Annotated in this window: 14 protein-coding genes; 10 read left to right on the forward strand and 4 right to left on the reverse strand. The window is 55.6% G+C overall.

Annotated features, from left to right (window positions below):
• The first annotated feature begins 59 nt into the window (after positions 1-59).
• Both HBO23_RS13905 and HBO23_RS13910 read left to right on the forward strand, forming a co-directional pair.
• Entirely contained in the window at positions 60-1,025 is a 966-nt protein-coding gene (locus HBO23_RS13905) for a tetratricopeptide repeat protein (protein ID WP_170038518.1), read from the forward strand.
• 325 nt (positions 1,026-1,350) lie between these two features.
• Positions 1,351-1,728, forward strand: coding sequence for a MarR family transcriptional regulator (locus HBO23_RS13910; protein ID WP_239694256.1), 378 nt, complete (start codon positions 1,351-1,353; stop codon positions 1,726-1,728).
• Here HBO23_RS13910 and HBO23_RS13915 read toward each other — a convergent pair.
• Entirely contained in the window at positions 1,720-2,130 is a 411-nt protein-coding gene (locus HBO23_RS13915) for an ester cyclase (protein WP_170038522.1), read from the reverse strand. The genes HBO23_RS13910 and HBO23_RS13915 overlap by 9 nt on opposite strands.
• Positions 2,131-2,361: 231 nt before the next feature.
• Complete coding sequence (locus HBO23_RS13920; RefSeq protein WP_170038524.1) at positions 2,362-3,576, reverse strand: aldose 1-epimerase family protein; 1,215 nt, start codon at positions 3,574-3,576, stop codon at positions 2,362-2,364.
• Positions 3,577-3,590: 14 nt separating this feature from the next.
• Here HBO23_RS13920 and HBO23_RS13925 point away from each other — a divergent pair, with 14 nt between their 5' ends.
• From HBO23_RS13925 to HBO23_RS13955, 7 genes are all read left to right on the forward strand, one after another.
• Positions 3,591-3,968, forward strand: a complete 378-nt coding sequence (locus HBO23_RS13925) for a hypothetical protein (RefSeq protein ID WP_170038526.1) — start codon at positions 3,591-3,593, stop codon at positions 3,966-3,968.
• An 82-nt stretch (positions 3,969-4,050) separates the two neighbouring features.
• The gene (locus tag HBO23_RS13930; RefSeq protein WP_170038528.1) at positions 4,051-6,453 is read left to right on the forward strand and encodes a DUF4238 domain-containing protein; all 2,403 of its coding nucleotides are present in this window, start codon (positions 4,051-4,053) and stop codon (positions 6,451-6,453) included.
• 518 nt (positions 6,454-6,971) lie between these two features.
• Positions 6,972-7,265, forward strand: coding sequence for a hypothetical protein (locus HBO23_RS13935; RefSeq protein ID WP_056859523.1), 294 nt, complete (start codon positions 6,972-6,974; stop codon positions 7,263-7,265).
• A gap of 446 nt (positions 7,266-7,711) precedes the next feature.
• Entirely contained in the window at positions 7,712-8,203 is a 492-nt protein-coding gene (locus HBO23_RS13940) for a GNAT family N-acetyltransferase (protein WP_170038530.1), read from the forward strand.
• A gap of 175 nt (positions 8,204-8,378) precedes the next feature.
• Positions 8,379-8,924: a hypothetical protein gene (locus HBO23_RS13945; RefSeq protein WP_170038532.1), complete on the forward strand. Its 546-nt coding sequence runs from the start codon at positions 8,379-8,381 to the stop codon at positions 8,922-8,924.
• 193 nt (positions 8,925-9,117) lie between these two features.
• Entirely contained in the window at positions 9,118-9,537 is a 420-nt protein-coding gene (locus HBO23_RS13950) for a GNAT family N-acetyltransferase (protein WP_170038534.1), read from the forward strand.
• 63 nt (positions 9,538-9,600) lie between these two features.
• Positions 9,601-10,494, forward strand: coding sequence for an AraC family transcriptional regulator (locus HBO23_RS13955; protein ID WP_170038536.1), 894 nt, complete (start codon positions 9,601-9,603; stop codon positions 10,492-10,494).
• Here the strand turns inward: HBO23_RS13955 and HBO23_RS13960 are convergent.
• Together HBO23_RS13960 and HBO23_RS13965 are read right to left on the reverse strand one after the other, a co-directional pair.
• Complete coding sequence (locus tag HBO23_RS13960) at positions 10,436-11,023, reverse strand: LysE family translocator (protein WP_170038538.1); 588 nt, start codon at positions 11,021-11,023, stop codon at positions 10,436-10,438. The two genes, HBO23_RS13955 and HBO23_RS13960, sit on opposite strands and share 59 nt — an antisense overlap.
• 321 nt (positions 11,024-11,344) lie before the next feature.
• Complete coding sequence (locus HBO23_RS13965; protein ID WP_138453489.1) at positions 11,345-11,779, reverse strand: helix-turn-helix domain-containing protein; 435 nt, start codon at positions 11,777-11,779, stop codon at positions 11,345-11,347.
• Positions 11,780-11,886: 107 nt separating this feature from the next.
• Here HBO23_RS13965 and HBO23_RS13970 point away from each other — a divergent pair, with 107 nt between their 5' ends.
• A complete protein-coding gene (locus HBO23_RS13970) occupies positions 11,887-12,585 on the forward strand; it encodes an SDR family oxidoreductase (RefSeq protein ID WP_170038540.1) in 699 nt (232 codons plus the stop codon).
• The last annotated feature ends 58 nt before the right edge of the window (positions 12,586-12,643 follow it).

Consider the following 12,643-nt stretch of genomic DNA (forward strand, 5'->3'; position numbering starts at 1 on the left):
ATTTTTTGTCAGTGTTGGGTTGGTTGTGCCCGTTCTGCGTTTCAAACAAAAGGACTTCCATGCACATTCGTGGGCTCAAGGCTCTATTACCGTTACCACTGCTCTTCATCATGTTTTGTGCTGAAGCTGCCTCCGTAGTGGCGAGCGACAAAGTAGTAAGCCTTTTCGAGGCGGAACAATACCAGGCGACCATTGAGGAAGCGGACCGCGTGCTTGAAACCGACCCCGACAACTCCGAGGTATTGAATATCAAGGCGCTGGCAGTCTACGTGCTGGGCGATGACCGCACCGCGATCCACCTGGTCACCCAGGCAATAGAGGCAGCCAAACAAAACGGGCAGGCATCCATCGCGCAACAGGCGACCTACTGGAACAACCTCGGCTATTTTCACGAACGACAACGCAATCTCGAAATTGCTCTTGGCTACTATGAAAAAGCCTTGAAAATGCGCCTCGCGGTACTCGCCGCAGATGACCTGCAGATTGCCGACAGCTACAACAACATCGGTACCGCGCAGAGCAAACTGGGCAGGCATGAAGAGGGTTTCGAAAACCTGCGCAAAAATATCGCGTTAAGAAAGCGGCTGGGAGAACACGACGCTTCGGTAGCCACCGCCCTGAACAATCTGGGAAACGCCTATAACGTCCAGGGCAACCACAAGGCCGCGTTGCCGCTTTTTCAACAAGCACTGGATATCGACATGGCCCTGCGTGGCCCCAACCATCCAACGGTCGCCATCCGCTGGAACAACCTCGGCGACGCCTATCGCGGCCTGGGCCAGTACGACAAAGCTGAAGCCTTTTTGACTAAGGCCCTGAACAGTGACCGCGCAACGTTCGGAGAGAACCACCCCAAGGTGATTTTGCGCTACTTCAACCTTGCAAGAGTTTATGAGGCTCAAGGCGACACCGCCAAGGCGCGCGATGCGTATACAAAAGCGCTTCAGCTACTCAGGCAGGTCGACCCCGATGATGCTGCGCAAATTCGCTACTTCGAGGAAAAACTGCGAACGCTGGAAGGCTAGTGCAGGAGCGACTGCGGGAGGTCTTCGGCAACGTCAATTCACTCGGTAATGTCGGCAGCCCCCAACAATCGGTGCTTACGCCTCGGTCGGTTACGGCCCATTGTGACTGGCTGAAACCGGCCCAAAAGCAGTCGTTGACGATGGACAGCTCCTGATCAGAAGCGGTCATTCTGAACTCATGTATGCTCGTCTGCTCAACCACATCTGAGAAAGCCCATTGTCCTCCCCTTCAGAATCTCCCAATCATCACTCTGCTTCTTTTGAAGAGGCCGTTGAACAGTTAGCCGAAGATCTGCGAAGAGTAGTCGGCAATCTTGTCCGGGAAGTGCGCAGTGGGTCGGACACACCGTCCTCGGCACAATCTGAAACGCTAGGTTTGCTTGACCGTCATGGCCCCGCGAGCATAAGCGCGCTTGCTGCACATCGTCACGTCAAGCATCAAAGCATGCGGCTGGTTATCGCCCAGTTGGAGCAGCAGCAGCGGGTTACACGAGGTCCTGATCCAAGCGATGCACGAAAGCAGCTCTTTGAGCTGACGCACGCTGGTCGAGCTGCGCTTGAACACAGTCGTCTTCAGCGCAGTGACTGGCTGGCACGCCAGCTTAAGGAAAAAACCACCGCGTCACAGCTGCAAACACTCGAAGCTGCGGTCAGAATCCTGGAGCAATTGATTGCCGCCGCCCCAAACGGTCAATCAACCTGAGCGCAAAGCCGCCAGCACACTCGGCAACGAATTGACGCCCCAGTGCTCGACATATTGGCCGTTGCGGATGCGAACGATGTCGATGATATCAATGGACACTTCACGTCCCGTTGCCTGTATCCCAGCAATCACCCCGGAGTGGCGGCCGGTAATGCGCTTTCGGGTCGTCACCTTATCGTCTTCAGCAACCTGATCCAGCACCTCGACCTGGAGGTCGGACAAGCCCGGATGCAGAACATTGTGAAAGGTATGCCATAGACCTTCCCGACCGCCGTCTTGCCCCGCCGCCGCTGAATGGTTTATGAAATCTTGCGCCACGAGCACTTCAAATTCGTGGCGGTCGCAGTTCTCAATAACCTTCTGATTGAAACGACGGACGATAGCTTTGTTCACTGCTGACATAACGCCACCTGATGCTTGAATGCGTAGAATCCCGAATATATACAGTTAGACTGTACATATCCAGAGCATCAGTGAGCGCTGTCCGGTGACATCCGCAGGGCATTGATCTATTGCTGCCAGTCGCAGGCCCAAGGTCGCGCGCTCGCGGGCGGACCTTGAACAAGCCAACGGAATCAGACGCGACACTTGGCCGAGGAGCTGCAATATCGGCCGACAATGCTCCAGCCGGAGTCACTCCTTGGTCAGATCAACCAACGGCGTCTGCCGCACTTCAGTCTCCCGCCCATCCTGAATCTCGCTCACCTGCTTCAAGGCCTTATCCACCGCGGCCTTATCCGCTAACAAGCTGTAGCTGATGCGGAACTGCTTGTGTTCCTTGGGCCCAATTGTTGGTACCAGGTTCAGTGGCCGCTGGTAACGGCGGTTGTAGGAAAAACTTGTCCCCGGCTCCAGCCCCGTGACATAGCCCTGGCCTTGGGTATCGGTGTTTTTCCACAGGGAAAACACCGGCAGTGTCTGGGTATTGAAGCCGACCGAAACGCCCAGGCTGCCGGCCTTGTTATGCAACACGGTCAACGTATCGCCCTTGGCATCGGCATACGGCACCACGTTGTAAACCGTTTCGTCGTAGTCCTTGGTCGGTGCGCGGTAGGTTTGCCAGTCGGGCAGATCGCCCTTGGCCTTGTCGTTGAACGGCGATACCTGTTTCACCGGCGCGGCGAAACGAGCGCCCTGCTCCAGGAACGGGGTGCTGAAGTTGCTGTGATACAGCGCCTGGTATTCCTTCGGATAGTCGCCGTTGTTGGTCAGGGTGTCGTTGAGGGCGAACACGACGCTGCCGGGTTCGGTGACCAGTTCGGTCGCGACCGAGAAGTCGACCTTCTTGAACGCCTGCTCTTTCAATTCGCCGCGCAGGGTGATGGCGTACGGTGGTTTTTCATCGATATGCAGCGTGACTTTATTCGCAGGAATGTTGGCGGCCCGGCCGTGCAGGGTCAGCAGTTCGCCGTTGTCGACGCCGGGGTGGCCGACCCATTCGTATCCGCAGCGGGCGACCAGTTCATTGAAACCTTCCAACCAGCCCAGACCACCACGGCCATTGAGTTCGATGAAGGACGGATTGACCACTTCCTTGACCGGAGAATCCCAGCCCATGCGCACACTGCCGACCGAGGCCTGCAAGACGTTCATGCCGCGAGTCGGCACTACCGAGAGTTTCATGGTGCCGTTATCGATGTCGACGATGCTGACGCCCTCCTGGCGACCGCCGTGCAAGGTGCGCAGGGCAACGCTGAAGGGCTTGTCGGTTTTTATTCCGAGTTGCTGGCTGGTGATCTGCCAGCTCTGGGCGGCTTTGTCGGTGTCGAGCAGAACGTAATCCCAGGCCATGGCGTGGGAGGCAGCGGACAGTGCGCTGAGGGCAACGAAGAGTTTGAGCGGGGTCATGGCGGCAGCCTTTCTTGGAGTTGTGCCATTTTTATAAACTTGATGAAACGTTTCAGCAAGCTAAAAATAGGCTCAGTGCCGACGAGGTTGGCTGCGTGCAGTGGGCGCAGGCAAAAACGGTAATGTTGCTGATAGCCGCTTGCTGTACTTCGTTACCGTCAGCAATCGGCCAAAAGCCGTCACTGAGTGTCTACGAAAGCCGGGGTAATTCACTCGGCTTTGTGATGAATATTTTGGCGGCGAAAATCGCGGTGCTCGCTCAGGAGATTGGCGATAGGCAAGTAACTCCACGCGATGGAAAGTACGGCGTTTTGGATGCGCAGTTATCGGAACTGGATACGGCAACTGTTGACGGCGTGCCGCTTAATAGCAGAAAACGTAGTATGGGCTAAACCCACAGCGCGAGCGCCGCTCCCGCCGATGTCAATCTTTTAGGGGCCTGCCCGCTCCTCCCACCAAGGACTGCCCACCGTAATGACTAAGACCAGAGATAATCACTTCGTAGCACAATGGCATCAGAAGGGCTTTATCGACTCTGGAGAGAAACTTTGCTACTTAACCCGCAGGGATATTGTTCGAAACGGGCAGAACGAAACGATATATTCGAAGAAGTGGCGCACCCCAGCTCAACAATTTTATAGGAAAGATCTTTACTCTACATTTTTTGGTGACGAGGTTAACGACGACATAGAGCAAAAGTTGTTTGGCCCAATTGACGACAGCGGCTCCAAGGCCATTCGGGCATTTTCAACGAACGATCAGTCTCAGTGGCATTATAACTTTGAAAATTTTTTCACCTATCTGGATGCTCAAAAACTGCGAACGCCGAAAGGTCTGGATTGGATTCAAAACAAATACCCTGAACTAAGCCAACTCTCTCTCATGACAGAGATGCAGTCGCTACGATCCATACATTGCACCCTGTGGGCGGAAGGGGTCCGCGAGTTGGTGTCCGCGGAAAACTCTGACGTTAAATTTATTGTTTCAGATCATCCGATCACCATTTATAACTACGCTTGCCCGCCCGATTCACTAATGTGCGAGTACCCTAGCGACCCAGATATAGCGCTGAAAGGTTCTCAGACAATATTCCCCCTAAATAAGAATCGCTGTTTAATTCTCACAAACTTGGAATTTGCTAAAAGCCCTAATGCGGTCGACCCACTCGAACCACGCACAAACGCTAATCGTGTTCGTCAAAGCCTCGTAAATACAATTGAGTTCATCAACTCCCGAAATCTAACCTCAGAGGAAGTTACAAAAATAAACTATATTATCAAGAGCAGAGCCGAGTCTGTGGCTGCCGGGAAAGAAGAGTGGCTTTATCCAGAACTAGAAATAACTGCTGACTGGGCGGAGTTAAAAAATTTATTACTGCCACCAAAAGATATGATTCACAGATTTGGTGGAGAAATGTACGCCTCTTTTGCTGATGGCTCCGTTCACTACCAAGATGCATTCGGGCGCACCGAGCCCCACGATGAGTTTCTAAACAAGAATATTGTCGAGGACTCTATTAGCCGGAACGGAACTTGTGGCTGTGGTAGCGGCCGAAAGTATAAAAACTGTTGCAGGAACACTCCGATCGAGCTTCGAACGACGTGGAGTGTCGCCAGCGTTCGAGAGCGAAACCTAGCATTCTGCAACTGCATACGAGACGTTTTAGGACTCAGCAATGGTAAGTGTTGGCAAGACGTGCGTCGAGAGCTGACCAACGAACAAATTTCAGAAATTTATAAATTTTACGGAATTCTTTGGCCTCGCAGCACCGACATTTATGCGATGCTGCCGAAGCCGGACGGAAAATTTCGGGCGCTTTATAGCGGAATATTGGACGTTCGCGTCATTAGCGAGAACGCATTACCAGCGGCATCTTTTTTTGACGAGTTCCTTATACAAACGCCTGTTACCAATCCTAACAATATTCGCCCAGAATTCAGCCCAATCCAATCGCCAGCCAAGTACAAGTATCAAGCATTAAAAGAATTTCTTTTCATGCTTGATATAGAGCCACTTATTGCGCATGGATTAGTAAACCTTATTCCCGACCCCTCTGATTTCGACAGTGCTCTAATGAGCGCAATGTTAGAAATGGCGAGAGACCGGTCTAAAAATCGCACCAAAGACGCTATGAGCGTAGAAGACTTAAAGGCAAGCTATAAGCTGCAACTGGATGATTTACTTAATTCGACCGCCATGATGCCGAGCGAGGCGAGAGTTCAGTTTTTGGTTCATAATTTCGGGCTGACGCACGAGGATGCGGAAACAGCTGTGTCTGAATTAGAGCTACTAGCAGAATCTTCTCCACTAATATTGTTACAAAAGCTTGACTATCCTGAGGGAGGACAGTTCATGCAATTTCGAATGGGGCCGAACTACGAAATGGCATTATTTTTAGCTCAAGTAACCGGCTCGATTTTGGTCACAGATAGTAGTTCAAGATGGCGTGAATTAATTACGGCGCAACACCGCGACCAAGGAATTATTAACTACCCATGGAACAGCGGACTAGGCCAATTTTGCTCACTTCCAGTTGATTACGATTTTTTACAAAATCTTCGTAAAAGCAGTGGCTTATTCTCGGAGTGTAGAGATTTTTTGAAAAGCGCGAATAATTTAATCCTGAATGATGATCGCGACAGCTCAAAAATATCAAGACTGACTAATCAAGCTGTTACGCTGCAGCAGAGAATTCTTCAAGTTCATGAACATGACAAGATTGTAAGTTTAGAAATACTTTCCCCTAGCGGTGGACTGTATGACGCAAGCGTGCAGCGATTGTTAGTTAGATCAAGCTGTATGCGGTACGAAAATAAAGTTAGATCGGTGTATGGCATTGCGCTTTCAAATACAAATACTGAATCGCCCCTAGTTTAATAGTCACTTTCTAATGGCCGCTTCTGGCCATTTGCTGCCCTTCACGTTCGACGGCTCTCAGCTATTTGCGCCCTGTTACGTTAGTCGCCAGCCGGCAGAATTCTGCCGACTATGCACACAAACACCTCGGCAAACGACTGAGCAGTTGAACACGGATGGCTGCGCCGGCCGGTGAAACCAGCCAAATCTTCCGGACCTACGGGTGGGAAAGTTAATGACTGAGGTTGATACATCCTCTCAGTTGCACCCTGGCTATCCACACCTTATAGTTCGCCCCGTCGCCGACCTCAGTCAGCGACCGGGTTTCGCAGCCCTACCAAAATAGAATCAACCTGCACAGTCATCAGACCCTCAGGCGGAGCCCGCCTGCGTCTTGTTTATGGCGGCTGTGCGTGGGAGACCTTCGGGTCTGCCGGGGGTGATTCTTCCTGGTCTGCGAACCCGCGCACAGTTGCCACCCAGGCTGTTTCGCAGCAGCAAGGTGGCAGTTCTTTTTACCCAAAATAGAATCGAACCTTATGACTACTCAACACCCGCCCCGCCGCTTCACCCCCATGTCCCAAACCGCAACCGAATACCCTGTCCTGCTCATCGACAGCGACGCCCCGCTCAGCGAGCTCCATGCCTGCGCCAGCGAGCGTCTCAATGCTGCCCTCGCCTACCTGCACCTGATGGCCTGTTCCAATGTGTCCGACTACGCCGAGCATGACGTTAATACCGTCGCCAATACCGCGCGGATCATGATCCAGGACGTGTCGGATGTGTTTACGGTGATGGAGCGGCGCGGGTTTGATGTGCCTGCTGTGAGTTGACGTGATGTGAGCTGTGAGGAAACCCGCTTTGGCGGGTTTTCTGGTTTTTGGGGCGGCTACTGCCTGGCGTTCTTGATGGTCACAACGTTTTTTCTAGGCAGCTCGCCAAACAGGCGCTTGTATTCTCGACTAAGGTACGCGGTGATAGGCGTGATGCTCGATTCACACTCCCCTCTTTTATTGGCGGAAATGGCTGTTGGAAACCCCGGCTTCCGTGGTGAGGGAGCTTGCTCCCGCTGGGGCGCGAAGCGGCCCCAAAAATGGGACTGCTACGCAGTCCAACGGGAGCAAGCTCCCTCGCCACAATTACCGGCTATGTCTTAACTGACTGGCATTAGCGCAAGCCCGCTCGCCACAGTGGGCTGTTTGCCGTCACCACAATCTGTGTCAGGCACTGGATGTTTCTTTATGATGGGGCCTTTCGCTTAATGCCCCAGGAACCTCCCATGCCCGCCCTCACCTTCCGCAACGCCCTGCCCGCCGACGCCGCGCGTTGCTTTGAAATCGAAACCAGCGCCTACGAAGGCGATGAAGCGGCGACGCTGGAGAAGATCGCCACGCGTATTGCGCAGTACCCCGAGGGCTTTTTGATTTTGGAGGCGGATGGCGCGGTGGTGGGGTTTATCAATTGTGGCTGCGCGCATCAGGTGGTGATGTCGGATGAGGCGTTCAAGGAGTTGGTGGGGCATGCGGCCGAGGCGCCGAATGTGGTGATCATGTCGGTGGTGGTCGACCCGGCGCAGCAGGGTAAGGGCTATTCCAAACTGCTGATGACTGAGTTTGTGCAGCGCATGCGCGCGATGGGCAAGCAAACGATTCATTTGATGTGCAAGGAGCAGCATGTGCCGTTGTATACGCGCATGGGTTACGGCTATGTACGGCCGTCGCCGTCGGAGCATGGCGGGATGGCGTGGCATGAGATGGTGATGGGCCTTTAGGCCGTTAACTTTCTGGTCGTGTTTATGTAACGGGATTTACGCCCGTCAGCCATCATTGAACGGGCAACTGTGTTGCAACAGGTAAGAAGCGCGCCTCTATTGCCTTTTCTGACAGCCAAGTTGAAACGTCATACGCGGTTTTGAGCCACGGCCGATAGACCGCACCCATCGTTACATGAACGCAGTCACCAGCAGTTTTGAGCAGTTACATCTGCAAAAAATCACCTTATTGAATGCCTTGGCAGGGCTCTGTAGTTTTCGAAAGGAATCGCCGGATCAGGTTCTGGCGATACTTTCTCTTAAAGATCGCCGAGGTACGTCCATGTTTCCAATCACCCGTATGCCCTACACTCCCCCTTCGCACATCCAACACATGCATGAGGCAGCTCACCGTGCTCCCTTGGATCGCGAGCCCCAGGCCTCGCATACAATCATGTCCCCAAGGGGCAAGACGGAAAACCAGGCAGATTTCCCGCTGGTCAATTCGAATACCAAACTCTGGGCCAGCCTCGAACACCGAATTGATAGCGACACGCCCTTTCGCAACAAGATGGATGACACTGCCGGTGACGATGCCGAAGTGTTCGATCCAGAGACGCAAACATGGCAGCCTACCCAAGCACTCGGCGGGGGGCTGCACGCCAATCTTGGCGACGCTTACCGCGAAGCCATCGATTTCGAAATCAAGGCCGACAACATGGGCGGCTGGCAGCGAGTGTGAGTCGCTGACGGTGTTAGGCTCCGTGGAGGGTGTTCTAAGCGCTAGACGAACCCGGCCCACACCTTCGGCCGCTCGCAGGAGCTGTCTCTGCTGATGGAAGGCACACAGGTTGTGGCGCAAAACAAAGGGTTTGATCAGGTGGGTGAACGGCTGCTGCATATGGTGCGCCAGCGGCTTTGAGGAGCGAGAACGCATGAGCATGATTGAAATCAGCGACCAACCCAACCCCGACGCCGAGCGCCTGCTGGGCGATGGCCTCGCCGCCTTCAATGAGGCCTTCACCGGCTCCAATGATCGGCGGCCACTGATGGTGTTGCTCAAAGACCCGGACACCCAGCAGATCCTGGGCGGCATCACGGGCAAAACCACCTTGGGCATGGCCTTCCTCGACCTGTTCCACTTGCCCGACGCCCTGCGCGGTTCGGGCCTGGGCAGCCAGTTGCTGCAGGCCTTCGAAGACGAGGCGAGGCGCAGGGGCTGCCAGCATGCGGTGCTGTACACCCTGAGTTTTCAGGCTCCGGGGTTTTACGAGAAACAGGGGTGGGTGCGGTTGGGTGAAATACCCTGCCAGCCCGAAGGCAGCAGCCGGGTGTTTTTGTCCAAACAGCTTTGAAGCTGACGCCTTCGGCGGTCTGTGCAATGATCGCAACTCGCCTCAAGGGATGGAGCCACCGCCATGTCGCTGAACAACCCGCCTCACCCTGCGCACGCGCCACGCTTCTGGCGTGACGAGCGCTTGCCGTTCATTGAGGCGCGCACCATCGCCGACGGGCGCAAGGTCACTTACACCCGTCACGCCCACGAGCATTTTTCCATCGGCGCCATCACCAGTGGGCGCAGTTATTACCACTATGGCGCGCAGACCTTCGAGATCAGCGCCGGCACGGTGGTGTTGATGAACTCCGGCGATGTGCACGCGTGCAACCCGATCCACGACCAGCATTGGTCGTATCACATGATTTACCTCGACACACCGTGGCTGACGGACCTGCAATACCAGCTGGGTTTCAGTACCGAGCAGGGTTATCGGCCTTTCAATACGCCGCATACCCGCGACACGGTGTTGTATCACGGCCTGATCGAGCTGTACGGCATTCTGTTGGATGAGCAGGCCGAGTTGCTGCAGAAAGAGAGTGCGCTGGTGAGTTATTTCACCGAGGTGCAGCAGCGCCTGAACCCGTCGCTGACGCCGCTGCGTGAGGTCAACCACAAGCTGGAGCGCGCCGCTGAGTACATCCGCGCGCACTGCACCGAGGCGTTGAAGCTGGAGGATATTTGCCTGGCGGCCGAGCTGTCGCCGTCGTATTTGATTCGTGCGTTCAAGCAGTATTACGGGCTCACGCCCCATGCGTTTCTGGTCAACCGGCGCATTCAGTTTGCCCGCACGCAATTGCGCAATGGCGAGCTGATCGCCGATGTAGCCCTGGCCGCCGGGTTTGCCGACCAGGCGCATTTTCAGCGCACCTTCAAACTGCATTTCGCCGCCACGCCGGGCCAGTACCGCGACTTGCTCAAGCCATCAGCAAATAACCCACACTGGCCACCAGCAACGCGGCCATTGAGCGGTTGAACAGCTGCACGCCTTGCGGGTTGCTCAGGTAGCGCCGCAAAAACGTGCCGGCGTAGGCCCAGCACGCCACCGACAGGTAGCAGATCACCAGGTACAGCGCCGCAAACAGCCACACTTGGCGCGCATCGCCATCGGCCACGAACAAGCCCATGCCCGCCACACAGGCCAGCCAGGCTTTGGGGTTGAGCCATTGCATGATCGCGCCGTAGAGCATCGATGGCGCGGTGGCAGTGCCTTCGGCGTCGAGTCGGCCATCGTCGACCGCGAGTTTCCAGGCCATGTACAGCAAAAAGGCGACCCCGCCCCACTGGATCAACTGGGTGAGGATCGGCCAGCGCACCAGCACTTCATGCAGGCCCAGGCCGATCAGCACCAGCAGCAAGGTAAAACCGACGGCGGCGCCGACTACGTGTTTCTGGCTGGCGGCAAAGCCAAAGCGCGCGCCGGAGCTGAGCGCCACCACGTTGACCGGGCCGGGGGTGATGGACGTGGCCAAAGCGAAGGCGGCCATGGAGATGATCAAGCTCATTGCAGTTCCTTTTGGTGATGCCGAGTGACGATGGCTTCACGGTAAAGGGCTGAACGGCGGTGGTATTGAAGAAAATGCCCCTGAGGTCTTGGAGGCTTTGCCTGAGAGCGTTTCAGGTCGCCATGTTCCCTTTGTGGCGAGCAGGCTTGCCCTGCGTTGGGTGGCGAAGCCGCCCCAATCCAGGCGGCGCGGTGAGTCAGGCAGAAAGAGCTGGGGCTGCTTCGCAGCCCAACGCAGGGCAAGCCTGCTCGCCACAACAAGCCTGTTTTCCATAACAAGCCTGTTTGCCACAACAGCCTGCTCGCCACAATGGCCCAGTCGTTATGCCGCTGGCATCTGGGTGATGATGTCTTCCAGGCCCAGCACCCGGCCATCCTCGGACACGATCTCAACCTTGCGCAGCGGCTTGAGCAAGCGCGCATCCAGCAAGTGGGTGGCGCCATCGGCCGGCTGAGTGAAGGTTTCGCCCCATTGCGCCAGGGTTACCAGTACCGGCATCAGCGCGCGGCCTTTGTCGGTGAGTTGATATTCGCTGCGCGCGCCCACTTCACTGGTTTGCAACAGGCCTTGTTCGACCATGTCCTTGAGGCGCGTGGCGAGGATGTTTTTCGCCACGCCCAGGTGTTTTTGGAAGTCACCGAAGCGCGTCACCCCGGCGTAGGCGTCGCGGATGATCAACAGCGTCCACCAATCCCCCACCACGTCGAGCGCGCGGGCGACCGGGCAACAGTCGCCTTCCAGGCATTTGCGTTTCATCGTCGGGCCTCCAGGCATGCATAAATATTAGGTTGCATTATAGGACCAACAGGCTCAAGATAAAAACGGTTTCATTATTAAACCTAATTCGTCGCCTGGAGTGCATCATGGATATTCGTGGAAAAGTGGTGTTGGTTACCGGTGCCAATCGTGGCCTGGGCAAAGCGTTTGTCACCGCGCTGCTGGCAGCCGGTGCGGCCAAGGTGTATGCCGGTGCGCGCGACCCGGCCAGTGTGGATATCCCCGGCAGCACGCCGATTGCCCTGGACATTACCGACTCGGCCAGCGTGCAGCGCGCCGCCGAGCAGTGCGGCGATGTCAGCGTGTTGATCAACAACGCGGGCTGGCTCAAGTACGGCTCGTTGCTGGCCGAAGACAGTATTGAAAACCTGCAACAGCACTTTGAGGTGAACACCTTCGGCACCTTGCGCCTGAGCCGCGCTTTTGCGCCGATCCTGGCCCGGCACGGTGGCGGCGCGTTGATCAATATCCTTTCGGTACTGAGCTGGCTGAGCCCGCCCGGCTCCGGCGGCTACAGCACCTCCAAGTCGGCGCAGTGGGGTCTTACCAATGGCCTGCGTGGTGAATTGCGCGAGCAGAACACCTTGGTGATCGGCGTACACCCGGCCTATATCGACACTGACATGGTGGCGGATGTGCAGGCGCCAAAAAGCACCCCGCAGGAAGTGGTTGCCATTACCCTCAAGGCATTAAGTGAGGACCGCGAAGAAGCGCTGATCACCGACATGACCCACGCGGTAAAAGCTTCGCTGTCCACCGACAGCCCGGTGTATTTGAGTCATTGAGCAAGCGCACACTGCCCAACGGTCTGAATGTGGGAGCAGGCAAGCCTGCTCCCACACT

Source organism: Pseudomonas sp. WS 5532 (assembly GCF_012985445.1).
Lineage (GTDB): Bacteria > Pseudomonadota > Gammaproteobacteria > Pseudomonadales > Pseudomonadaceae > Aquipseudomonas > Aquipseudomonas edaphica.